Source organism: Flavobacterium sp. KACC 22763, assembly GCF_028736155.1.
In the GTDB taxonomy this organism is placed as follows: Bacteria; Bacteroidota; Bacteroidia; order Flavobacteriales; family Flavobacteriaceae; genus Flavobacterium.
Window position 1 is genome coordinate 4,311,929 of sequence record NZ_CP117879.1, and the last position, 22,661, is coordinate 4,334,589.

The following is a 22,661-nucleotide window of genomic DNA, read 5'->3' on the forward strand; positions in this document are numbered from 1 at the left end:
AAACAAATGTAAGATTTTATTTATATTTACAAACAAGATTTAAACTGTTTTAGTTTTCCACGATTGGTTCTTTCTAAAACTGTTTTTCTAGTAAAAGTGAAGTTTAAATTGGGTTCTAAATACAAATTGATGGCTTCTTTTATTCTTTGAATTTGTTCTGAAACTAATTCTTTTTCAGCAACATATTCAATTTCAAAAGTATCAATTTTGTTTTGTTTGATGATAAATTCTTTTACATTTCCATCATCTTCAATTATGCTTTTGGTCACATAATAAAATGTCAAACCTGGAGATTTTTTACCACTTGGAAGAATTGCAACGTCATTGGTTCTTCCAATTAATTTTTTTAGAATTGGTTTTTGAGGCGTACTTTTTTCGTCTAAAATACCAATGTCGCCAATTTCATATCGAATAAATGGATTTGCTTTGTTGAATAAGGAAGTAATTACAATTTTTCCTTCCGTTCCATGTGGAACAAGATTATTGTTTTCATCTAAAATTTCTACAAAAAGTGTTTCAGCATTTACCTGCCATTCTCCTTGAGGATTTTCAAAAGCAATTAAATCTAGTTCAGAAGCGCCATATTCGCTGATAATTGGAATTTCAAATTGTTTTTCCAACAGTTTTTTATCTGTTTCAAAAAGCATTTCGGAGGTTACGAAACAAGCTTTTAAAGTTGGACAAATTTCTTTTAAAATGATATTTTTCTGTTCTAAATATTTGGCAAATAATACAATAGAACTGGTATAACCGTTAATGTAATCGAATTTTTTGGTTTTGAATTTTTTTAGGAATTTCTCCAAAACTTCATCAGATAAATCAAAAACAGGAAAACGAAAACGATGCGTCAGGAAATCTTTGAAACGTTCTTTTTGGTATCCAATAAAATCCATCGGAATACCATAAAAACGTGCTTGATACGAATGATTAAAATCTATCCCAAACCAGCCAAAACGCATAATATTTGAAGCCCATGTTAAGGCGTGCGAAGATTTGTCTTTTGCAAAAACAAAAGGAGTTCCGCTGGATCCAGATGTTTTGTTGAGGTAAACTGATTTTTTAGAATAGCCTTTTGAAAGTCTTTCTTCCAGAGGTTTTTGTAGATTTTGTTTGTTTAAAACTGGAAGACTTTCCCAATTTTGTGCGGTTGCATTTCCAGCCAATTCTTTGTAAAAAGAATTCTTTTTAAGATGAAAATCAACAATTTCTGCTTTTTTGTTTTGAAGAAACGAAGCATATTCTTCTTCTGAAAAATGAACAATTTTATCCAATTCAGCTTTGGCTTCCTTAATTGGAAAACCATTTAGCTTGAGTGAAAGATCAAAAAGGCGAATCATTTTTCGGGATAATTTTCGTCAAAAATAGTATTTACCAATTACTAACAATCAAGAATCACGAAGTTTTTGAGATTTAATTATTTTTTACGTTCAAAAGCAATTATTTTTGCACCACAACTAAAATACAACAACACCATGACAATTTTACTATTGGGATCAGGCGGAAGAGAGCATGCATTTGCATGGAAAATGACACAGAGTCCGCTTTGCGAAAAACTTTTTGTAGTACCTGGAAACGCGGGAACTGCTGCAATTGCTGAAAATGTTGCAATATCTGCGACAGATTTTGAAGCGGTAAAAGCATTAGTACTTAAAGAAAATATAAGTTTAGTAGTCGTAGGACCTGAAGATCCACTAGTAAAAGGTATTTATGATTATTTTAAAAACGACGAAAGTTTAAAAAATATCCCAGTTATCGGACCATCAAAATTAGGTGCGCAATTGGAAGGAAGTAAAGAATTTGCAAAAGAATTCTTGATGAAACATAATATTCCAACAGCGGCTTATGACAGTTTTACTGCCGAAACAGTTGAAGAAGGATGTAAGTTTCTTGAAACACTACAACCTCCATATGTTTTAAAAGCAGATGGATTAGCAGCTGGAAAAGGTGTTTTGATTATTCAGGATCTTGAAGAAGCAAAAACAGAATTAAGAAACATGTTGGTTCATGCAAAATTTGGAACAGCAAGTGCAAAAGTGGTTATTGAAGAATTCTTGGACGGAATCGAATTGAGCTGTTTCGTTTTAACAGACGGAAAAAGTTATAAAATTCTTCCAACTGCAAAAGATTATAAAAGAATTGGAGAAGGAGATACAGGTTTAAATACAGGCGGAATGGGAGCGGTTTCTCCAGTTCCTTATGTAGATGCAGTTTTGATGGAAAAAATTGAAACTCGTATCGTAAAACCAACAATCGAAGGTTTCCAAAAAGACGGAATTGAATACAAAGGTTTTGTATTTATAGGTCTGATCAATGTAAAAGGAGAACCAATTGTTATTGAATACAATGTGAGAATGGGTGATCCTGAAACTGAAGTTGTGGTTCCGAGATTAAAATCAGATTTAGTAGAATTGTTTTTGTCTGTTGCAGATCAGAAATTAGGCGACTTTAATTTAGAAGTTGATCCAAGAAGTGCAACAACTGTAATGGTTGTTTCTGGCGGATATCCTGAAGATTTTGAAAAAGGAAAAGTAATTTCTGGTTTAGAAAATATTACAGATTCAATTGTTTTTCACGCGGGAACAAAATTAGATGGCGAAAATGTCGTTACTAATGGAGGACGTGTAATTGCTGTAACATCTTACGGAGATAATTTCCAAGAGGCCATAAAAAAATCTTACCAAAACATAGATAAACTAAGCTTTGATAAGATGTATTTTAGAAAAGATATCGGTTTCGATTTAATCTAAAAATAAATACACAAGCCCTTTTTAATTAAAGGGTTTGGTTTTTTATTTTAAAAATGAATGAGCCGTTGTATCTTGGTTTTCTGTTCCAGCGTCATCAAAAATACGTAATTGTTTAATCCAATAAACGATTGCGCATGCACAGATGATCATAAAAATCCAGTTAATAGTGTTTGCACCAAACCATGTAATTAATTCTAAACGACGTAAAAAGTCAAGAGGAGCAAACAAAATGTTAACAAATAGGTATTGAATTCCTTCAAAAAAAGCTGTCATAATTTTAAAAATTATATGTTATTTATTGTTGTGTAATGCCTTGAAGATAAAATTCGGTAAACCAAATCTTTTTTCAACTTGTTAGGTTTTTCCTTTTAAACAAGTATTATCTTTACAATCACAAAAGTATAAAATATCCTTATGATAACAAGTGTTTTTAAAAAATCTACGCCATTAAATTATTCATTGGTTGTAATTTTAATACTGGTTTTCTTTTTTATGTTCCAAATTAAAGACCCATCTTGGGTTACTTCTTATTTTTTGGCTTTTCAAAAAGTGAGTTTGTTGTGCTTTATTTTGGCTTCTTTTTTTATGATTAATTTCATTGTAAAAAAGAATGGACTCAGTAAAGACAATGGTTACGCGATACTTTTTTACTTGTTGTTTATTTTATTTTTTCCGACCATATTTAATAACTCAAATATTATCTATGCCAATTTTTTCATTTTATTGGCACTTCGAAGATTAATTTCACTGCAATCTCTAAAAGCTTCAAAAGAAAAAATATTTGATGCCGCGTTTTGGATTTTTGTAGCTTCTTTATTTCAATTTTGGAGTATTCTCTTCTTAATATTGGTTTACATTTCGATTATTTTTCACGTCTCAAGAGATTATAGAAACTGGGTTTTGCCATTTATTGCACTTTTGGGCGTAACAATTTTATTCTATATGACATCATTAATTCTAAATTTTGATGCCCTAGCTTTTATTCAAGAAAGAGCTGTAATCGATTTTAGAATTGATTATTTTAAGAATAATTACGAAAATGCCGCACTTTCGATATATACAGCAGTAGCCTTGTTTTTTGTTACTTCGATGTTAATGACCCTGTCAAATAGACCTCAAATTGTACATTCTTCGTATAAGAAAGTAGTGGCTTGTTTTTTTATAGCAGTCTTTGTTTTCATCATTTCGCCAAACAAAAGCAACGATTTATTATTGTTTAGTATTGCACCATTAAGTATTATGGCAACGAGCCATGTAGAATATATGCAACAGAAACTTAATAACGAAATTGTTTATTATACACTGATTGTGTGTAGTTTATTTACTTTTTTCTCTCAATTATAATTTGCTTCCGTAAGCAAGATCGCCAGCATCGCCAAGACCAGGAACAATGTAGTTTTTCTCATTTAGTTTTTCGTCTAAAGACGCTACCCATAAATGACAGTTTTCAGGAAGGTTTTCCTCTAGATGTTTGATTCCTTCAGGAGCGGCAATAACAACAACAATATGCATTTCTGTTGGAGTAGCATTCTCGATTAGTTTTTTGTGAACTGCTACAATCGATTGTCCTGTGGCCAGCATAGGATCAAGTAATAAAACCGTTTTATTATTTAAGTCTGAAATAGCTTGATATTCAACCCGAATTTCAAATTCGTCATCATTATTTGGGTGAAATCTACATGCAGAAACAAAGCTGTTTTCTGCATGATCAAAATAATTTAAAAAACCATTATGAAGCGGTAATCCAGCTCGTAGAATAGGGCATAAAACTAAATCTGCATCAATTTCTGTTGTTTTCTTAATTCCAAGAGGTGTTTGAATATCAACATTTTTATATGGCAAAATTTTGCTCAGTTCATAAGCCATAATTTCTCCGATACGCTCAATATTTCTACGAAAACGCATACTGTCATTTTGAACATTTACATTTCTAATTTGTCCTAAGAAATGATTTAAAACGCTATTATTTTCAGAGATATAATGAATTTTCATGATGAAATTGTAATTTATTTAGAGATATAATGATGAAACGAAAAATAATTCCTTTTCTTCGCAGCATAAAAGTATAAAAAGTATCTTTGTATCTATAAAAAAATAAAGACATGTTTTCAAAATTAGCATATTCTGTTTTCGAACAAAGCATTAAAGATTATCACCAGTTTGATAATGTAGATCAGCCAATAAATAATCCATATCCAAAAGATAAATTCGAACATTTGTTATATCTAAAAAATTGGATTGACACAGTTCAATGGCATTTTGAAGATATTATTCGTGATCCGCAGATTGATCCTGTAGCGGCTTTAACTTTAAAAAGAAGAATTGATGCATCAAATCAGGAACGTACTGATATGGTGGAATATATAGATAGTTATTTTTTACAAAAATACAGCAATGTAAAAGTAAAAGACGGAGCAAAAATCAATTCTGAAAGTCCAGCTTGGGCTTTTGACAGATTATCGATTTTGGCTTTAAAAATTTATCACATGCATGAGGAAGCAAATCGTGCAGAAGCTTCTCAGGAACACAGAGATAAATGCCAGGAAAAATTAAATATCCTTTTAGAGCAAAGAACAGACTTATCTACAGCAATTGAAGAATTATTGACAGATATCGAAAACGGAGATAAATTCATGAAAGTGTACAAACAAATGAAAATGTACAACGACGACGATTTGAACCCAGTTTTATATCAAAATAAAAAATAATAATTTGGCAGACTTGTCTAGCAAAATTAAGCATATAGCCGTCATGAGACTATCCGCAATGGGAGATGTCGCCATGACGGTTCCTGTTTTACGCGCTTTTGTAAAACAATATCCAACGGTAAAACTAACCGTGATTTCTCGTCCATTTTTCAAACCCTTTTTTGACGGAATTCCGAATCTGGAATTTTTTGCTTTTGATGAAAAAGAAAGACATAAGGGATTTCTGGGGCTTTTACGCTTGTTTAAAGATGTGAAAAAATTGAAGATTGATGCTTTTGCCGATCTTCATAATGTTTTACGATCTAAAGTTGTGAGTTTGCTTTTCGCTTTAAGCGGAAAAAAAAGAGCAACCGTAGATAAAGGTCGCGAAGGAAAAAAAGAATTAACGCGTGAAGAAAACAAGATTTTCAAACAATTGCCAACGATGTTTGAAAGACATGTAAAAGTATTTTCAGCACTTGGTTTTCCTTTAGATTTATCAAAACCAACATTTCCTGAAAAAGCAGTTTTAAGTTCTGATATTGTACAAATTATCGGAAATGAAAATCAAAAACTTATAGGAATTGCACCTTTTGCTCAATACGATTCTAAAGTTTATCCTTTAGATTTAATGAAAGAGGTAATTACAAAATTGGCTGAAAATCCATCTTGTAAAATTTTACTTTTTGGCGGAGGAAAGAAAGAAATTGAAATTTTGGACTCAATTTCTGAGCCTTTTAAAAATGTAATAAATATGGCTGGAAAAATCAAATTTCAGCAGGAATTACAATTGATCAGCAATCTTGATGTCATGCTTTCTATGGATTCTGGTAATGCGCATATCGCAGCAATGTTGGGTGTAAAAGTCATTACACTTTGGGGTGCGACGCATCCTTATTCAGGATTTTTGCCTTTTAATCAAAGTTTAGAAAATGCACTGACTTCAGACCGAAATCAATATCCAAAATTACCGACTTCTGTTTATGGAAATAAAGTTGTTGAAGGTTATGAGGATGCGATGAGGACAATTTTACCACAACAGGTCGTTGACAAGGTTGTAGAGCAACTTTCATAAAATAAAAAACTTCTCTTTTTATGAGAAGTTTTTTTTTAATCTTTAAGCAATATTTTTGTTTAAAACATATCTTTCATTAGAATCGAGGAAAGAATATCCTATCGTTTTTCTTCTTTTTTTGTTTACTATAATGGAGACAAAGTTATTTTTGTCTTCGGTTGACAATAGAATGTGTTCGAATTTATTGGATGAATCTCTGTAAATTTTATAAATTAAGTCATGATCTTTAATTTTTTTAGATAAGACTTTCGCCGATTTAAGTTTACTTACATAAGGCCAAATATTAAAAATATTCGAATCTGTCTTTTTTATTTCTACCATTTTTTCGGTCAAAGTTGAATTGTATTTTTCTCTTTCGAGCAATTTAGGACCTTTTTTGTTTTTCATTTTTATAATAACTGCCAGAACGCATAGCGAAGCAGTTACAGCCAGCATAATAAATAGATATAAATGAAAGTGGTGAACGTGAGCTGTCATGATATTTAATGTTTAAATGTTTGACAAAATTTGATTTAGCTCTGAAAAATCTCAAACCATTAGATTGAGATTGCCATAATTATACCTCTAATTTAATGAAAAATCGGCAATATTTTGATAAAATTTTGCTTTTATTTCAATCAGAGCCAAATCTTCTCATCGCGGCAGCGACGGTAAATATAGCTTTTTAGATTTGCGATGGTTTCTTGGTAATTGGGTGCGTCATAACCATATCGTTCATGTTCCATTTGCTCTCTTTCAATGGCATCACATCCTTTTATAACTTCTTTGATCATGTCAAGCAAAGCAAGCTCTTTATTGTCAGTTTTTTGAAATTTAAGTTCAACAATATCATCCTGAAGTTCTTCACAGTAATCAACCAGTTTCATAACTTCAGGTTCGTCCAGAAGATATTCTTTGTTTCTAAAAATTTCTCGTACCGATTTCATAAACAATTAATTTTCAATTTTTAAATTCCAATTTAAAGGAATGTAAATGTAGTTTTATCTTTATCAAGGATTTAAACTTTAACAAAAATTAAAAATAAGAATCGGAGAAAAAAAAATTCCAAACCCCAATTGTAAAGTTGGAATTTGGAATTTTTTGATATTGGAATTTTATAGACTAAACGTCGTCGTAATCAACATAAATAGTTTCTGATGTTGGATGCGCTTGACATGTTAAAATTAATCCTTCAGCAATTTCGCCGTCTGTTAAAATAGAATTTTTCGTCATTTCGGCACTTCCTTTTGTAACGCGTCCTAAACAGCTGCTGCAGATTCCGCCTTGGCAAGAATAAGGAGCGTCAACACCTTGTTTTAGAGCTGCATCAAGAATTGTTTGTTTTTTAGACATCTCAAAAGTAGTTTCTTCATCGTCTACCAAAACAGTAATTTTTGTGTGTCCTTCTTGAGAACCTTGGATTGCATGTTCTTCAGAAGAAGAAGTAAACAACTCAAATTTGATAGCAGATTCTTTTACATTTTTCTCTTTCAAAACATTAGAAACAGTGTTAATCATGTCTTCTGGTCCGCAAAGGAAAAACTTATCAAATTGAAGTTCTTTGTGTTTGTTGTTTAAAACAAAATTCACAGCAGATTTTTCAATTCTTCCAAATAAAGCATTTTCGGCTTTTGCTTGGCTGTACACATTATGCACAAAAAATCTGCCCACATATTGTAATTGTAAATCGTGAAGTTCTTGGTGAAAGATTGTACTTTCAGGAGTTTTGTTCCCGTAAACCAATACAAATGAACTCTTTGGCTCATTTTTTAAAACTGACTTTATAATAGAAAGAACTGGAGTAATTCCGCTTCCTGCAGCAAATGCAGCATAGTTTTTTTGTCTTTCAGCATCTGGTTCAAAAGTAAATTTACCTTCTGGATGACCTACTTCAAGAACATCTCCAGCTTTTAATGTAGTATTGGCAAACTGAGAAAAAAGACCATTTTTTACTGCTTTTACAGCAATTCTTAATTCGCCGCTGTCTGGTGCAGAGCAAATAGAATAAGCACGTCTAATTTCTTGGTTATCAAGAGTTAGTTTTAAATTTATATATTGACCTGCTATAAAATTATAGTCAGATTTTAGTTCTTCGGGAACATTAAAAAGGATAGAAACAGCATCTGCAGTTTCGCGTTTAACCTCTTTAATTATAAGTTTTAAGAATGAAGGCATGATAGAATTTTTATGCAAAAGTAGCAAACCACTATTAAAATTTTAGCACGAAATTATTTTTTTTAACTTTTTTTGTAACGTTTTCCTACATTTGGTCTCTTACTACAAAAATATTAAAACCAAAAACCATGATTAAGAAGTTTATTTACCTCGAATGGAAGGCTTTTATTAGGTCGGCATCCTTCGGTAAAAACCTGGCAATGAAAATTATAATAGGTTTTCTGATGATCTATTTTTCACTAATTTTTATTGGTATGGGCGTTGGAGCATTTTATGTTCTAAAGGATATGAAATTGGAACCATTAGTAACGGTTAACAAATTTCTTTTTTACTATTTCCTTTTAGATTTAATAATTCGATTGTTATTACAGTCAATTCCTGTTTTGAATATTAAACCTTTATTGGTTCTCCCTTTTCAGAAACCAACAATTGTTCATTTTTCTTTGGGCAAAACGGCTTTGTCTTTTTTTAACTGGGTACATGCTTTATTTTTTATTCCATTTTCAGTTGTGTTAATTTTGAATGGATATGATGTTGTCGAAATTATTTTTTGGCATTTAGGAATAATGGCGATGATATACATCAATAATTTCCTGAATATTATCTTGAGTAATATTGACAAATTGTTTGCTGTATTTGTAGTATTGATAGTAGTTTTAGGAGGTGCACAATATTATAAATTATTTGATATCACTATATTTACAACTCCATTTTTTCAAAATTTCTACGATACTGATGGAGTGTTCTTAGTTCCGATTTTAATACTAATAGGACTTTATATTTTTACTTTTAAATATTTCGAAAAGAATTTATACCTAGACACAGGTCTTTCTGTAAAACACGATGTGGCATCAACAGAAAATCTGGCTTGGCTGAATCAATTTGGGACTTTAGGAACTTTTCTTAAAAACGACATTAAACTCATTAAAAGAAATAAAAGGTCAAAAACCACTATAGTAATGAGTGTAATCTTTTTATTCTACGGATTAATTTTCTTTGGAAATACGCATCAGCCACCTGCTATGCAAATTTTTGCTGGAATATTTGTTTCAGGAGGATTTCTATTTGTTTTTGGCCAGTTTGTACCAAGCTGGGACAGTTCATATTATCAATTAATGATGACCCAGAATATTCCGTATAGAGGTTATATTACCGCAAAATGGTGGCTTATTGTAATTGCTACTTTCATTTCTACCATTTTGGCTTCTTTTTATCTTTTGTATGGATGGGAAGTATATTTAACTATTGTTGTTGGAGCGATTTATAATATTGGAGTCAATTCTCATTTGGTACTTTTAGGCGGAGCTTTTACAAAAACGCCAATTGATTTGAGTAACGCCGGTGGAGCTTTTGGAGACAAAAAAGCCTTTAATGTGAATTCGATGCTTTTGTCTTTGCCAAAAATATTTCTGCCTTTAGTATTGTATTGGATAGGATTACGTTTCGCAGATAAAACAGTGGCTTTAAGCTTGGTTGCGGGAGCTGGTATCTTGGGTTTTATATTTAAAGAAAAAGTGTTTTCATTAATAGAAAGAAGATATAAAATTGAGAAATACAGTACAATAAGTGCTTATAAACAAAAGGGTTAATAGGATAATTAATTTAAAATCTGAAATCAACAATCTAAAATTATTATGATACAAGTAAATCAGCTTTCAAAAACATACAACGGAACAACAGTTTTAAATATTAGTGATCTAGAAATTCCAAAAGGGCAAAGTTTTGGGTTGGTAGGAAATAACGGAGCAGGAAAAACAACTTTCTTCAGTTTGCTTTTAGATTTAATCCAACCATCAACAGGATATATAAAAAGCAATGATATTCAAGTAAATAAAAGTGAAAATTGGAAATCTTTTACAGGTTCTTTTTTAGATGAAAACTTCCTTATTGGATATTTGACTCCAGAAGAATATTTTTATTTTATTGGAGATTTAAGAAATCAAAACAAAGCAGATATTGATGCATTGTTAGCAAAACACGAAGAGTTTTTTAATGGAGAAATTTTAAAGAACAAAAAATACCTACGCGACCTTTCTAAAGGAAATCAGAAAAAAGTAGGTATTATTGCCACACTTATTGGTAATCCTGAAGTTGTAATTTTAGACGAACCTTTTGCAAATTTAGATCCAACAACAGTTAGCCGATTAAAAAAAATAATCAGAGAATTAGCAGATGATCCAAATGTAACTGTTTTGGTCTCAAGCCATGATTTACAGCATACCGTGGAGGTTTGTGATAGAATTGTTGCTCTTAATAAAGGAGAAATTGTTAAAGATATTCAGACCTCAAAAGAAACCTTACAAGAATTAGAATTATTTTTTGCTGTGTAAGAATTTCTATATTTCAAAAAGAACCGTATTTTTACAAGTAATTATACTAAAATTAGTTTTTAGTAGTTATGTGTTTTAAACTCTTTTCTATTGAAAAAGAATACTCTTAAATATAGTTTTATTCCGATTTTTTTATTCTTTTTGATAGCTTGTTCTACCAAAAAGAATACCTTTTTGGCTCGAAGTTCTCACTCGATTGGGACCAAATATAATATTCTTTATAACGGAGGAATTGGCCTTGATAAAGGTTTAAAGTCTATTCAGGCCAATAATGAAGATAATTTTTGGAAACAGCTGCCAATTGAAAAAATGCAGTTTGATGAAAATTTTTCTGAAGGCGAAAAAGCTAAAAATCCTGATTTTGAAAAAGCAGAAACTAAAGCTACAAAAGCCATTCAGAAACACTCTATGAATATTGGCGGAAGGGAAAGAAACTGGCAGATGGACGAAGCGTATCTTATGCTAGGAAAAGCAAGATATTATGATCAGCGTTTTATTCCAGCAATTGAGGCATTCAATTACATTTTATACAAATATCCAGAAAGCAATAATATTTATACCGCAAAAATCTGGCGCGAAAAAACCAACATGCGTTTAGGCAATGATGCAATTGCTCTTAAAAACATCAAAATCTTACTTAAAAAAACAGATTTAGATAAACAGACTTATGCTGATGCCAATGCGCTTTTGGCAGAAGCCTTTATTAATCTTGAACAGAAAGATAGCGCTGTCTCTAGACTGAGAGTTGCTGAGCAATTTACAAAAAGCAACGAAGAACGTGCAAGATATCGTTTTATCCTTGGACAAATGTATCAGGCAGAAGGAAAACGTGACAGTGCCATTTATTTCTATGATGCTGTTATCGATTTAAACAGAAAGGCAGATCGTAAGTATATGATGCACGCTTACGCGAAAAAAGCACAAATGTTTGATTATGGGAAAGATAATGATACGATTTTCTTAAAAACATTTAATAAACTGGTAACCGATCGTGAAAATCGTCCTTATTATGATGTTCTTTTTTATGAAATGGGAGTTTATTACGACAAAAAGAAAGATCAAGAAAATGCATTATTCTTCTACAATAAATCTTTAGGCAGAAAATCTAAAGATCCGTATTTGATGGCTTCGGCTTATAGAAATATTGGAAACATGTATTTTAAAAATACAAACTATACAATGGCAGCCAAATATTATGACAGTACTTTGGTAAAACTGGATCCTAAAACCAGAGAATATGCTTTTATAGAAAAAAACAGAAAAAATCTTGACGACGTAATTAAATACGAAGCCATTGCAAAACGCAATGACAGTATTATTAAGGTATATAACTTGCCGCCGAATGAAAAGAAAGATTATTTCGAAAATTATATTGCCGAGCTTAAAAAGAAAGATGAAGCAAAACGTCTTTTAGAAGAAAAAGAAAAAGAGCGATTGGCCAATATTGATAGAAATTCTCAAGCAGATTTTTCAGGAAACGGAGCTGTTAATCCTAATTCTTTAGGTAAGCCAGTAGAACCAGAAGGAATTGGCATGCCTCCAGGCGGAAATGATAATGCAAGTACATTTTATTTTTACAATCCGACAACTGTTGCTTACGGAAAACTTCAGTTTAAAAAAATGTGGGGTAGTAGAACATTGGGCGGAAATTGGAGATTGGCAGGAGTACGAGCTGCAAACGATGCTGCAATGAAAGACACCATTAATACAAAAGAAGTTGCCGATGCGTTGAAAGACACAATTGTTCCTGAAAAATATACTGTGGCATATTATGTAGAACAGCTTCCAACTTCGCAAACTGCTATGGATAGTATTGGCAAAGAGCGCAATTTTTCATACTATCAATTAGGACTTATATATAAGGAGAAGTTTAAAGAATACAATTTAGCAAGTGATAAACTAGAACAGTTGCTTAAAAATAATCCTGAAGAAAAATTGGTATTGCCGTCTATGTATAATTTGTACAAAATTTATCAGATTACAAATCCGGCAAAAGCAGAAGCCATAAAGGCAGAGATTTCTACGAAATATCCAGATTCGAGATATGCTCACATTTTAAATAATAAAGAAGACGATCCAAATTCTAGTCCCGATAAAGAATATCAAAAATGGTATAAACTTTTTGAAGAAGAAAAATTCGACGAAGTCTTAGCCAATATTGACAATCTGATTAATCAATATTCAGGAGATGACATCGTATCGAAATATGAATTATTAAAAGCCAATACTTTAGGAAAAGTAAATGGTCTAGAAGCGTATAAAAAAGGACTTGAGAATGTGGCAGATAATTATCCAAACAGTGAAGAAGGTAAAAATGCCAGAGAAATTCTAGAGAAACAAGTTCCTGTTTTGGAGAAACTTAGTTTCACAACAACCGATACTAAAAACTGGAAAATCTTATATCGTATTTCTAACAGCGATACAAAAGCAGTTAAAAGAATTGAAGAAGCAATCCGAGTATTTTTATTAGTTGAAAATTACGAAAGATTGACAACATCTTTGGATAAATACAATAAAACAGAAAGTTTTGTAGTTATTCATGGTTTAAAATCTGAGGCTTATGCAAATGATATTGCAGGAGTTTTCAGAGACGATAAAAAATATAAAATCCCAGATCAAGCAATAATAATATCAAATGATAATTACAAGATCGTTCAGATCAAAAAGAATTTGGACGCATACTTGGCCCCCAAAACCCCTTAAATCTTAACCGCCATGTTTGAAAAAGTAAAGAAAAACGGAACTGAACAATTAGGAAGAACAAATAGAATTGTAGAAGGAACATCAATAGTAGGAGACATAGTCTCAAAAGCCGATTTTAGATTAGACGGCGAATTGATAGGAAACTTTACTTCGCAAGGCAAAATAGTGATTGGGGCAAAAGGAGCCGTTAAAGGAGAAATAATTTGTAATAATGCTGATATTGAAGGAGAATTTCACGGAAAGATAAAAGTTCTGGAAACCCTTAATATTAAATCGACCGCCCAAATACACGGAGAAGTGGCAGTAGGAAAACTTTCAATAGAACCAGGAGCCGACTTCACAGCAACCTGTACCATGCTTGCCCATTCAAATCCTGTAATCATGCTAGAAGATGGAAAAGGAACCGAATAATGATAGAAGAAATAAATGGTTAGCATTTATTAATATTCCCTTTCAAATGGGAGTCATTATTTTTGTATTCTCTTATTTCGGGACTTGGCTTGATGAAAAACATCCGAGCCCGAAAGTTTATTATAATACCATTTTTGTATTGGTCGGCGTTGGAGTTGCATTATATAATGTAATCCGACAAGTAAATGATATCAATAAAACAAAGTAGTTTGTATGTAAAACGTCTTGAGATAAAAATTGCATCTTTGCACAAAAAATATTTCAAATGCTTTCAAAAAATTACAAACCGATTTTTTATTTGTTATGCCTTGCTTTAGGAACCTATATTCTACATAAAGCCATTTTTTTATTTAGTGAAATTAATACGGAGAAATTTCATTACAGTTTAGAATTACTGTACATATCTTTCTTTGTGATTTCATCTTTGTTATATCTTATATTATTAGTAGTAAAAAACAAGAATTTTGAAATCGTCGGAATGACATTTCTATTCGGGACTTTTACACAAATGTTATTAGCCTATTTAGTTCTGCAGCCAATTTTAAAAAATCAAACAGGGGAAACCAATGTTGAAAAAGTCAGTTTTTTTATAACATTTGTGCTGTTTTTGTTATTTCAGACGCTTTTAACTGTCCGATTATTAAATGAAAAGCCTTAAAATAACAATTCTTTAAAACAAGGTTTAAAAATAATTTTTCATATCCTTTTGAATATTAATAAAAAATGTACCTTTGCACCAAATTTTAGAAACGTAAAAAAATAAGATTTTCCACGATATGGTGATTTCAAACAAACCACTCAGCTTTATTCTTGCTGCTTTTGTAGCTTCTCTACCGATTATGGGTTTTGCAAATCCAGAGAATGACTCGACGCATGTACAAACTGAAACTGCTCACGAAGAGAAAGTAGTTTCACATAATGCTCACGAAGAGGGAGAGCATGTTGCTCTTGACCCAAAGGCAAAAGTGGATGCATTTATTGATCACCACTTACAAGATTCTCATGATTTCGTTTTCTTTTCAGATGAAAAAGAAAATAAACACTACGGTTTTCCATTACCAGTTATTCTTATTGATGGAGGTTTAAAAGTTTTCTCTTCTTCAAAATTACACCACGGAGAAGAAGTTGCAGAAGTTGACGGTAGCTACTACAAATTAGTTCACGGTAAAATTTACAAAACAGATGCAGCTGGAACAATCAACTTTGATGAGCACGGTCATCCATCAAACGAAAAACCATTAGATTTTTCTATTACTAAAAATGTTGTTTCAATGCTTTTCGTATCAGTACTATTATTCTTTATGTTTACTGGTTTAGCAAAATCATATAAAAAAGGACCGATCCCAACAGGATTTGGTAGAGTTTTAGAACCATTAGTAATTTTCATCAGAGATGAAATTGCAGTTCCTAATATTGGAGAGAAAAAATACCGTAAATATATGGGTTACCTATTGACAGTATTTTTCTTTGTTTGGATTTTAAATTTATTAGGAATGACTCCGTTAGGAATCAACGTAACAGGAAACATTGCTATTACAGTTTGTTTAGCTGCCTTTACATTTATTATTACTCAATTTAGTGCAAACAAAGATTATTGGGGACACATCTTCTGGATGCCAGGAGTACCAGTTCCAATGAAAATTATCTTAGCTCCAATTGAGATTTTAGGAACACTAACAAAACCATTCGCATTATTAATTCGTTTGTACGCAAACATTACTGCGGGTCACGTAGTAATTATGAGTTTAATTGCAATGATTTTTGTTGGAAAAAATTTAGCAGCAGATTTACCAATCTCATTAGGATTAACTTTGTTTATCTCTGTTATTGAAATTTTGGTTGCATTTTTACAAGCGTTTATCTTCACAATGTTATCATCATTGTTTATTGGTATGGCTGTTCAAGATCATGATCACGCTCACCACCATGAAGACGAAACTGCGATTATTTAATTTTAGAAGTTTAATTTTATATATATAAATAGTTATGGGAACAATTCCAACTTTAGTAGGTGCTGGTTTAGTAGTAATCGGTGCAGGTTTAGGTTTAGGTAAAATCGGTGGATCTGCTATGGACGCTATTGCTCGTCAGCCAGAAGCTGCTGGTAAAATTCAAACTGCGATGATCATTATCGCGGCTTTATTAGAAGGTTTAGCATTCGCTGCTTTAATCTTAGGAAAATAATAAAGAGAGAAATAACAGCATCTTTAACGGTTGGTTAAAGATGTTGTTACTTTTAAAAAAGAAATTAAATATTTAATATAGTTATATAAAATGGATAAGTTAATTAACGATTTTTCATTCGGATTATTCTTCTGGCAGGCTTTAATCTTGGTAATATTAATTTTGCTTTTAGTAAAATTTGCTTGGAAACCAATTATGGAATCTATTACTGCAAGAGAAGAAGGTATTAAAAATGCATTACTTTCTGCTGAAAATGCAAAGAGAGAAATGGAAAATTTACAAGCTGACAATCAAAGAATTTTGAATGAAGCTCGTGCTGAACGTGACGCGATGTTGAAAGAAGCTCGCGAGATGAAAGAGAAAATGATTGCTGATTCTAAAAACGAAGCGCAAGAAGCTGGTCAAAAAATGATTGATCAAGCTAAAGCGGCTATCGAAAGCGAAAAAAATGCTGCAATGGCAGAATTGAAATCTCAAGTTTCTTCTCTATCATTGAGTATTGCTGAAAAATTATTAAAAGAAGAATTATCTAACAAAGAATCTCAAACTAAATTGGTTGAGAAAATGTTAGGTGACGTAAAGTTAAACTAAGATTATGGCAGGTACAAGAGCAGCAATTCGTTATGCAAAAGCAATTCTGGACTTAGCAAACTCTAAAGGTGTTGCCGAAGCTGTAAATAACGATATGAAATCAATTGCAAATGCAATTGGGACAAATACAGAATTGAGTACATTTATTCAAAACCCAACAACAACTGTTGAGGTTAAAGAAAGTGCTCTTTTAGAAGTTTTTGCAAATGTAAATGGAGTAACAAAAGGATTGTTCCGTTTATTATTTGAAAACAAAAGATTTGAAATTCTAGATGCAATTGCAGTAGAATACAATAAATTATTTGATGAAAACAATGGGGTTGAAGTAGCAAAAGTTACTACAGCTATCCCAATGGATGCCGCTTTAGAAGCTAAAGTTTTAGCAAAAGTTGCAACTTTATCAGATAAAAAAATTACAATTGAAAATATTGTAGATCCTTCAATCATTGGTGGATTTATTTTGAGAATAGGAGATAATCAATACAATGCTTCTGTTGCAAACAGATTACAAGTATTAAAAAGAGAGTTAAGTAATTAGTTTTATAACACAAAAAGTGTCTAAATTATAAATTAAGATGGCGGAAATCAAACCTGCTGAAATTTCAGCAATATTAAGAAAGCAAGTAGAAGGTTTTGAATCTGGTGCTACGCTAGAGGAAGTAGGAACAGTACTTCAAGTTGGAGACGGTATTGCTCGTGTTTACGGGCTATCTAATGTACAATATGGAGAGTTAGTAGAATTTGATAACGGTATGGAAGGTATCGTATTGAATCTTGAGGAGGACAATGTTGGGGTTGTATTATTAGGGCCATCAACTGGACTTAAAGAAGGATCTACTGCAAAAAGAACTCAACGTATTGCTTCTCTTAAAGTAGGTGAGCAAATGGTAGGACGTGTAGTAAACACTCTTGGTTTTCCAATTGATGGAAAAGGACCAATTGGTGGTGACTTATACGAAATGCCTTTAGAAAGAAAAGCACCTGGTGTTATCTTCCGTCAGCCAGTAACTGAGCCATTACAAACAGGAGTTAAAGCGGTTGATGCTATGATCCCAGTTGGTCGTGGACAGCGTGAGCTTGTTATTGGTGACCGTCAAACAGGAAAATCTACTGTTTGTATCGATACAATCTTAAATCAAAAAGAATTTTACGATGCAGGAAAACCTGTATTCTGTATATATGTTGCAATTGGACAAAAAGCTTCAACTGTAGCAGGAATCGCTAAAATGTTAGAAGAAAAAGGAGCAATGGCTTATACAGTTATCGTTGCTGCTAATGCTTCTGACCCAGCTCCAATGCAAGTTTATGCTCCATTCGCTGGTGCTGCAATTGGAGAGTACTTCAGAGATTCTGGTCGTCCAGCTCTTATCGTTTATGATGATTTGTCTAAACAAGCTGTTGCTTACCGTGAGGTTTCTCTTTTATTAAGAAGACCACCAGGACGTGAAGCTTACCCTGGAGACGTTTTCTACTTACACTCTCGTTTATTAGAGCGTGCTTGTAAAGTAATTGCTGATGATGGTATCGCTAAAAACATGAACGATTTACCAGATTCTATCAAGTCTATCGTAAAAGGTGGTGGTTCATTAACTGCTTTACCAATTATCGAAACTCAAGCTGGTGACGTTTCTGCATATATCCCAACAAACGTAATCTCTATTACAGATGGTCAGATTTTCCTTGACGGAGATTTGTTCAACTCTGGGGTTCGTCCTGCAATTAACGTAGGTATCTCTGTATCTCGTGTTGGAGGTAATGCTCAAATTAAATCAATGAAAAAAGTTTCTGGAACTTTAAAATTAGATCAAGCTCAATTCCGTGAATTAGAAGCTTTCGCTAAATTTGGTTCTGACTTAGATTCAGTTACTTTAAACGTAATTGAAAAAGGTAAAAGAAACGTTGAGATCTTGAAACAAGGTTTAAATGATCCTTATACAGTTGAAAACCAAGTAGCAATTATCTACGCTGGTTCTAAAAACTTATTAAGAAATGTTCCTGTTAATAAAGTAAAAGAATTCGAAGCTGATTTCTTAGCATACTTAAACAGCAAGCATAAAGATACACTTAACGCTTTGAAAGCTGGTAAATTAGATGACGCTATTACAGACGTTATCGAAAAAGCAGCAAAAGAAGTTTCAGCAAAATATAACTAATAAGATAATTGGTAAATTAGATAATTAGAAAATGTTCAATCATTCTTCTAATTATCTAATTTTAAAATTGTCACATTTTCTAATTAATAGATGGCAAATTTAAAGGAAATCCGTAATAGAATTACTTCCGTTTCATCGACGATGCAGATTACATCGGCTATGAAAATGGTTTCTGCTGCAAAGCTGAAGAAAGCACAAGATGCAATCACTGCAATGCGTCCTTATGCCGAGAAATTAACGGAGTTATTGCAAGATCTTTCTGCTACACTAGAAGGTGAAATAGGAGGAGATTACACTACACAACGTGAAGTAAAAAAAGTATTGTTAGTTGCTGTAACTTCAAACAGAGGTTTATGTGGAGCTTTCAATTCGAATATTATTAAAGAGATTAAAAATCGTACTGATTTTTATGCAGGAAAGCAAGTTGACGTTTTTGCCATTGGTAAAAAAGGTGGTGATGCTTTAATCAAAACGCATAAAATTCACGGTCATCATAATGCAATTTTTGATAATTTGACATTTGAAAATGTTGCTGGAATTGCAGATGATTTAACACAAAAGTTTTTAACTGGAGAATACGACAGAATTGAGTTAGTTTACAATCAGTTTAAAAATGCTGCGACTCAGATTGTTCAAGTAGAGCAGTTTTTACCGTTAGCACCTATTAACACTGATACTGCTGCAACTTCTGGAGATTATATTTTTGAACCAGGGAAAGAAGAGATTGTATTGGCTTTGATTCCGAAGTCTTTAAAAACGCAATTGTACAAAGGTATCCGCGATTCATTCGCTTCTGAGCATGGAGCACGTATGACTGCAATGCACAAAGCAACAGATAACGCAACAGCTTTAAGAAACCAATTGAAATTAACTTATAACAAAGCTCGTCAAGCTGCGATTACAAGTGAGATTTTGGAAATTGTTGGTGGAGCAGAAGCTTTAAACGGATAATCTATTCCATAATATATAAAAGAAAAGCCAGCATTAGCTGGCTTTTCTTTTATTGGAAGTTTTATTCTTTTTTAAAAATACTTTTATAAAATGGTGATTCTCAAATTATAGTTAAGTTGAGAATCACTACCATTTTATAAAAATAGACAGATAACTCTGTGTGCTTTGTCTTTCATGGGAACAAACTAGCTTTATTAATCCCAGTGCTCTGTTTTTTTAAGGGTTACAATACAGCAGAATCAATCCCTTGTGCTTTGTCTTTTATGGGAACAAACAAGCTTTATCAGTCCCAGTGCTCTGTTTTTATTAGGGTTACAATACAGCTGAATCAATCCCTTATGCTTTGTCTTTTATGGGAACAAACAAGCTTTATCAGTCCCGGTGCTTTCTTTTTTTTGAAGGGTTGTATCTAGCTTTCTCATTCCCTTTGAAACAAATTTAATCAAAGACTGTAAAAAAAATGTTACATAATTTTTAACTAAATTTTATATATTTCACATGTTCTGTTAAAAAAATGTGTTATAATTAGTTAAAGATAAGTATTTTAAGATTACTTTGTACAATAATTCTTCTTTTTTTGTTAAAATTTTTTTTCAAAGTTTAATTCCTCTCGGCTTATCTTATATTTTAAGTATTTTTGAATCTCTATTCTTTTATACAATGGCTTTACAAATACAAGAGCTTACGACCATTGAAGAAATGGCAGCTCAGATTAATACAATACGATTTTTATATCCAAATATTTCTCTTGAAAAATATAAATCATTTCTTTCTGAAATGCTTCCGCATAATTATATTCAGATTGCAGTTTTTGAAGATGATATTTGTCTTGGGTTGACAGGTTGTTGGTCGGCTACAAAACTTTGGACAGGAAAATATCTTGAGATTGACAATTTTGTTGTTAATCCAGAATACCGATCTAAAGGAATCGGGAAAATGCTTACCGATTATGTAGATAAAAAAGCTATCGAGTTAAATTGCAGCAGTATCGTTTTGGATGCATTTACAGGAAATTTTGGAGCTCATAGATTTTATTATAATCAGGGTTATGCGCCAAGAGGATTTCATTTTGTGAAAATTTTGGACGAAAAGAAATTGACTGTCTAAAAACAATCAGAAGTTTTCTTTATTGCACCAACAAAAACATCATTAAACAAAAGAAATGGTTATTTTTGTCTTACAAACATTATTAGAATTATATTTTGGGATTATATAAAAATCTATTCAAGCAAACGGCAATTTACGGACTGGCAACAGTTTTACCAAGAATGCTGAGTTTTTTATTAGTGAGATTGTATACAGGAATTTTGCCTACAGCAGAGTATGGTGAAGTTTCAATTGTATTGTCTTGGATGGTTTTCTTTAATGTGGTTCTTTCATACGGAATGGAAACTGCGTTTTTTAGATTTTACAGTGCAGAAGAGGATAAGAAAAATGTAATTGCAACATCTACCATTTCAATATTTTGGACTTCTATAATTTTTCTTTTCGCAGGATTGATTTTTAGAAACACATTAGCAAACTTGGCGGAAGTAGATGTTCAGTATATTACCTATACAATTTGGATTTTAGTTTTAGATGCATTAGTCTTAATCCCATTTTCTAAACTTAGGGCGAATCAGAGACCGATGGTTTATGCAGCTATTAAGATTGGAAATGTTGTGATAAACTTATTACTGAATATATTTTTCTTAATGTATCTTCCAAAATTAGCAGAGGCAAATCCGAATTCTATTTGGGATAATTTATATGTACAAAACTTCCAGATAGCTTATATTTTTATTGCAAACCTTTTGGCAAGTTTGGCGACATTTATTGTGCTTTCTCCGAATTATCTTTCTCTTGGACGAAAATTTGATCCTGTTCTTTGGAAAAAAATGATGAAATACGGACTTCCTATTTTGGTGGCTGGATTGGCTTTTGCTGTCAACGAACACTTCGATAAAATTCTATTAGGATATTTGCTTCCAGAAAACTTAGCAAAATCTGAAGTTGGAGCTTATTCTGCTTGTTACAAATTAGGATTGTTTATGGTTCTTTTTGCAACAGCTTTTAGATTAGGAATTGAGCCGTTCTTTTTTAGTCATGCCAAAAATGAAAACGCGCCACAGACTTATGCCGTTATTACCAAATATTTCGTGATTTTAGGCTCGTTGATTTTATTGGGTGTAATTGTTTTTGCAGACGTTTTAAAATACTTATTATTAGATAACAAATCGTATTGGGAAGCCATGAAAGTTGTACCGCTTATTATTTTGGCAAATTTCTTTCTAGGCATTTATAATAATTTATCGGTTTGGTATAAGTTGACCGATAAAACAAAAATTGGAGCATACATATCTATTGTAGGTGCCATTGTTACTTTGATTTTAAATTATCTTTTAATTCCAAAATACAGCTATTATGGTTCTGCTATTGCGACCATTTCAGCTTACGGAAGTATGATGCTTATTTCTTATGTATTAGGAAATAAATATTATCCGATTCCTTATGATATGAACAAGATTGGTGCTTATTTAGGCGTTTCGATAGTATTTTCGATTATCTCATTTTACGGATTTAGAGAAAAATATTATGTTGGAATTCCACTTCTTTTAATCTTTATGTACATGGTTTACCATTTTGAAAAAGATACTATAAAAGGAATAATGAAGAGAAAATAAGACGTTTTAAGA

Annotated in this window: 23 protein-coding genes; 17 read left to right on the forward strand and 6 right to left on the reverse strand. The window is 32.0% G+C overall.

The annotated features are described in order from the left end of the window. Window positions 1-26: 26 nt before the first annotated feature. Window positions 27-1,337, reverse strand: coding sequence for a phenylacetate--CoA ligase family protein (locus tag PQ463_RS18070; protein WP_274254871.1), 1,311 nt, complete (start codon window positions 1,335-1,337; stop codon window positions 27-29). A 135-nt stretch (window positions 1,338-1,472) separates the two neighbouring features. Here PQ463_RS18070 and purD point away from each other — a divergent pair, with 135 nt between their 5' ends. Next, window positions 1,473-2,747, forward strand: coding sequence for a phosphoribosylamine--glycine ligase (gene purD, locus PQ463_RS18075; RefSeq protein ID WP_274254873.1), 1,275 nt, complete (start codon window positions 1,473-1,475; stop codon window positions 2,745-2,747). Between the two features lie 42 nt (window positions 2,748-2,789). On the opposite strand, the gene PQ463_RS18080 is transcribed toward purD, so the two are convergent. Beyond that, window positions 2,790-3,020 (reverse strand): DUF6341 family protein, encoded by a 231-nt coding sequence (locus PQ463_RS18080; RefSeq protein ID WP_029271378.1) that lies wholly within the window; start codon window positions 3,018-3,020, stop codon window positions 2,790-2,792. A gap of 141 nt (window positions 3,021-3,161) precedes the next feature. Here PQ463_RS18080 and PQ463_RS18085 point away from each other — a divergent pair, with 141 nt between their 5' ends. Beyond that, window positions 3,162-4,091, forward strand: a complete 930-nt coding sequence (locus tag PQ463_RS18085; protein WP_274254875.1) for a DUF6427 family protein — start codon at window positions 3,162-3,164, stop codon at window positions 4,089-4,091. On the opposite strand, the gene upp is transcribed toward PQ463_RS18085, so the two are convergent. Continuing rightward, window positions 4,086-4,739 carry a uracil phosphoribosyltransferase gene (gene upp / locus PQ463_RS18090; protein ID WP_274254876.1) on the reverse strand — a complete coding sequence of 218 codons (654 nt, stop codon included), beginning with the start codon at window positions 4,737-4,739 and terminating at the stop codon, window positions 4,086-4,088. The two genes, PQ463_RS18085 and upp, sit on opposite strands and share 6 nt — an antisense overlap. Before the next feature lie 110 nt (window positions 4,740-4,849). Between upp and PQ463_RS18095 the strand changes: the two genes are divergently transcribed. Beyond that, entirely contained in the window at window positions 4,850-5,455 is a 606-nt protein-coding gene (locus PQ463_RS18095) for a DUF4254 domain-containing protein (protein ID WP_095930592.1), read from the forward strand. 43 nt (window positions 5,456-5,498) lie between these two features. After that, a complete protein-coding gene (locus PQ463_RS18100; RefSeq protein ID WP_274254877.1) occupies window positions 5,499-6,509 on the forward strand; it encodes a glycosyltransferase family 9 protein in 1,011 nt (336 codons plus the stop codon). Between the two features lie 42 nt (window positions 6,510-6,551). On the opposite strand, the gene PQ463_RS18105 is transcribed toward PQ463_RS18100, so the two are convergent. The 3 genes from PQ463_RS18105 to PQ463_RS18115 all read right to left on the reverse strand — a co-directional run bounded on the left by PQ463_RS18105 (window position 6,552) and on the right by PQ463_RS18115 (window position 8,663). Beyond that, on the reverse strand, window positions 6,552-6,986 hold the full coding sequence (locus PQ463_RS18105) for a hypothetical protein (protein WP_274254878.1): 435 nt from the start codon (window positions 6,984-6,986) through the stop codon (window positions 6,552-6,554). A 140-nt stretch (window positions 6,987-7,126) separates the two neighbouring features. Then, a complete protein-coding gene (locus PQ463_RS18110; protein ID WP_111378759.1) occupies window positions 7,127-7,435 on the reverse strand; it encodes a hypothetical protein in 309 nt (102 codons plus the stop codon). 175 nt (window positions 7,436-7,610) lie between these two features. Further along, window positions 7,611-8,663 (reverse strand): 2Fe-2S iron-sulfur cluster-binding protein, encoded by a 1,053-nt coding sequence (locus PQ463_RS18115; RefSeq protein WP_274254879.1) that lies wholly within the window; start codon window positions 8,661-8,663, stop codon window positions 7,611-7,613. A 128-nt stretch (window positions 8,664-8,791) separates the two neighbouring features. Between PQ463_RS18115 and PQ463_RS18120 the strand changes: the two genes are divergently transcribed. The 13 genes from PQ463_RS18120 to PQ463_RS18180 all read left to right on the forward strand — a co-directional run bounded on the left by PQ463_RS18120 (window position 8,792) and on the right by PQ463_RS18180 (window position 22,649). After that, window positions 8,792-10,252, forward strand: a complete 1,461-nt coding sequence (locus PQ463_RS18120) for a DUF5687 family protein (protein WP_274254880.1) — start codon at window positions 8,792-8,794, stop codon at window positions 10,250-10,252. 45 nt (window positions 10,253-10,297) lie between these two features. Further along, the gene (locus PQ463_RS18125; RefSeq protein WP_274254881.1) at window positions 10,298-10,993 is read left to right on the forward strand and encodes an ABC transporter ATP-binding protein; all 696 of its coding nucleotides are present in this window, start codon (window positions 10,298-10,300) and stop codon (window positions 10,991-10,993) included. A 90-nt stretch (window positions 10,994-11,083) separates the two neighbouring features. Next, the gene (gene porW / locus PQ463_RS18130; protein WP_274254882.1) at window positions 11,084-13,696 is read left to right on the forward strand and encodes a type IX secretion system periplasmic lipoprotein PorW/SprE; all 2,613 of its coding nucleotides are present in this window, start codon (window positions 11,084-11,086) and stop codon (window positions 13,694-13,696) included. 12 nt (window positions 13,697-13,708) lie between these two features. Continuing rightward, complete coding sequence (locus PQ463_RS18135; RefSeq protein WP_111368379.1) at window positions 13,709-14,107, forward strand: bactofilin family protein; 399 nt, start codon at window positions 13,709-13,711, stop codon at window positions 14,105-14,107. Then, window positions 14,088-14,315, forward strand: coding sequence for an AtpZ/AtpI family protein (locus tag PQ463_RS18140; RefSeq protein ID WP_111378764.1), 228 nt, complete (start codon window positions 14,088-14,090; stop codon window positions 14,313-14,315). Before PQ463_RS18135 ends, PQ463_RS18140 begins: the two co-directional genes overlap by 20 nt. Window positions 14,316-14,883: 568 nt before the next feature. Continuing rightward, window positions 14,884-16,059, forward strand: a complete 1,176-nt coding sequence (gene atpB, locus PQ463_RS18145; protein WP_274254883.1) for a F0F1 ATP synthase subunit A — start codon at window positions 14,884-14,886, stop codon at window positions 16,057-16,059. A 34-nt stretch (window positions 16,060-16,093) separates the two neighbouring features. Further along, complete coding sequence (atpE, locus tag PQ463_RS18150) at window positions 16,094-16,291, forward strand: ATP synthase F0 subunit C (protein WP_008465835.1); 198 nt, start codon at window positions 16,094-16,096, stop codon at window positions 16,289-16,291. 90 nt (window positions 16,292-16,381) lie between these two features. Next, window positions 16,382-16,882, forward strand: coding sequence for a F0F1 ATP synthase subunit B (locus tag PQ463_RS18155; protein ID WP_008465836.1), 501 nt, complete (start codon window positions 16,382-16,384; stop codon window positions 16,880-16,882). Window positions 16,883-16,886: 4 nt separating this feature from the next. Continuing rightward, window positions 16,887-17,420, forward strand: a complete 534-nt coding sequence (gene atpH / locus PQ463_RS18160) for an ATP synthase F1 subunit delta (RefSeq protein ID WP_274254884.1) — start codon at window positions 16,887-16,889, stop codon at window positions 17,418-17,420. Window positions 17,421-17,457: 37 nt separating this feature from the next. After that, window positions 17,458-19,035, forward strand: coding sequence for a F0F1 ATP synthase subunit alpha (gene atpA / locus PQ463_RS18165; protein WP_111368389.1), 1,578 nt, complete (start codon window positions 17,458-17,460; stop codon window positions 19,033-19,035). A gap of 90 nt (window positions 19,036-19,125) precedes the next feature. Beyond that, the gene (gene atpG, locus PQ463_RS18170) at window positions 19,126-19,986 is read left to right on the forward strand and encodes an ATP synthase F1 subunit gamma (protein ID WP_274254886.1); all 861 of its coding nucleotides are present in this window, start codon (window positions 19,126-19,128) and stop codon (window positions 19,984-19,986) included. Window positions 19,987-20,646: 660 nt separating this feature from the next. Then, window positions 20,647-21,093: a GNAT family N-acetyltransferase gene (locus tag PQ463_RS18175; protein ID WP_274254887.1), complete on the forward strand. Its 447-nt coding sequence runs from the start codon at window positions 20,647-20,649 to the stop codon at window positions 21,091-21,093. Between the two features lie 95 nt (window positions 21,094-21,188). Continuing rightward, on the forward strand, window positions 21,189-22,649 hold the full coding sequence (locus PQ463_RS18180; RefSeq protein WP_111422957.1) for a lipopolysaccharide biosynthesis protein: 1,461 nt from the start codon (window positions 21,189-21,191) through the stop codon (window positions 22,647-22,649). Window positions 22,650-22,661 lie beyond the last annotated feature (12 nt).

Coding starts and splice junctions, on each gene's coding strand:
- PQ463_RS18070 (WP_274254871.1), bottom strand. CDS start 1,337: ATGATTCGCCTTTTTGATCTTTCACTCAAGCTAAATGGTTTTCCAATT.
- atpG (WP_274254886.1), top strand. CDS start 19,126: ATGGCAAATTTAAAGGAAATCCGTAATAGAATTACTTCCGTTTCATCG.
- PQ463_RS18105 (WP_274254878.1), bottom strand. CDS start 6,986: ATGACAGCTCACGTTCACCACTTTCATTTATATCTATTTATTATGCTG.
- atpH (WP_274254884.1), top strand. CDS start 16,887: ATGGCAGGTACAAGAGCAGCAATTCGTTATGCAAAAGCAATTCTGGAC.
- PQ463_RS18110 (WP_111378759.1), bottom strand. CDS start 7,435: ATGAAATCGGTACGAGAAATTTTTAGAAACAAAGAATATCTTCTGGAC.
- PQ463_RS18155 (WP_008465836.1), top strand. CDS start 16,382: ATGGATAAGTTAATTAACGATTTTTCATTCGGATTATTCTTCTGGCAG.
- upp (WP_274254876.1), bottom strand. CDS start 4,739: ATGAAAATTCATTATATCTCTGAAAATAATAGCGTTTTAAATCATTTC.
- PQ463_RS18080 (WP_029271378.1), bottom strand. CDS start 3,020: ATGACAGCTTTTTTTGAAGGAATTCAATACCTATTTGTTAACATTTTG.
- PQ463_RS18115 (WP_274254879.1), bottom strand. CDS start 8,663: ATGCCTTCATTCTTAAAACTTATAATTAAAGAGGTTAAACGCGAAACT.
- PQ463_RS18095 (WP_095930592.1), top strand. CDS start 4,850: ATGTTTTCAAAATTAGCATATTCTGTTTTCGAACAAAGCATTAAAGAT.
- PQ463_RS18085 (WP_274254875.1), top strand. CDS start 3,162: ATGATAACAAGTGTTTTTAAAAAATCTACGCCATTAAATTATTCATTG.
- purD (WP_274254873.1), top strand. CDS start 1,473: ATGACAATTTTACTATTGGGATCAGGCGGAAGAGAGCATGCATTTGCA.
- atpB (WP_274254883.1), top strand. CDS start 14,884: ATGGTGATTTCAAACAAACCACTCAGCTTTATTCTTGCTGCTTTTGTA.
- PQ463_RS18135 (WP_111368379.1), top strand. CDS start 13,709: ATGTTTGAAAAAGTAAAGAAAAACGGAACTGAACAATTAGGAAGAACA.
- PQ463_RS18140 (WP_111378764.1), top strand. CDS start 14,088: ATGGAAAAGGAACCGAATAATGATAGAAGAAATAAATGGTTAGCATTT.
- PQ463_RS18120 (WP_274254880.1), top strand. CDS start 8,792: ATGATTAAGAAGTTTATTTACCTCGAATGGAAGGCTTTTATTAGGTCG.
- PQ463_RS18125 (WP_274254881.1), top strand. CDS start 10,298: ATGATACAAGTAAATCAGCTTTCAAAAACATACAACGGAACAACAGTT.
- atpE (WP_008465835.1), top strand. CDS start 16,094: ATGGGAACAATTCCAACTTTAGTAGGTGCTGGTTTAGTAGTAATCGGT.
- atpA (WP_111368389.1), top strand. CDS start 17,458: ATGGCGGAAATCAAACCTGCTGAAATTTCAGCAATATTAAGAAAGCAA.
- PQ463_RS18100 (WP_274254877.1), top strand. CDS start 5,499: ATGAGACTATCCGCAATGGGAGATGTCGCCATGACGGTTCCTGTTTTA.
- PQ463_RS18175 (WP_274254887.1), top strand. CDS start 20,647: ATGGCTTTACAAATACAAGAGCTTACGACCATTGAAGAAATGGCAGCT.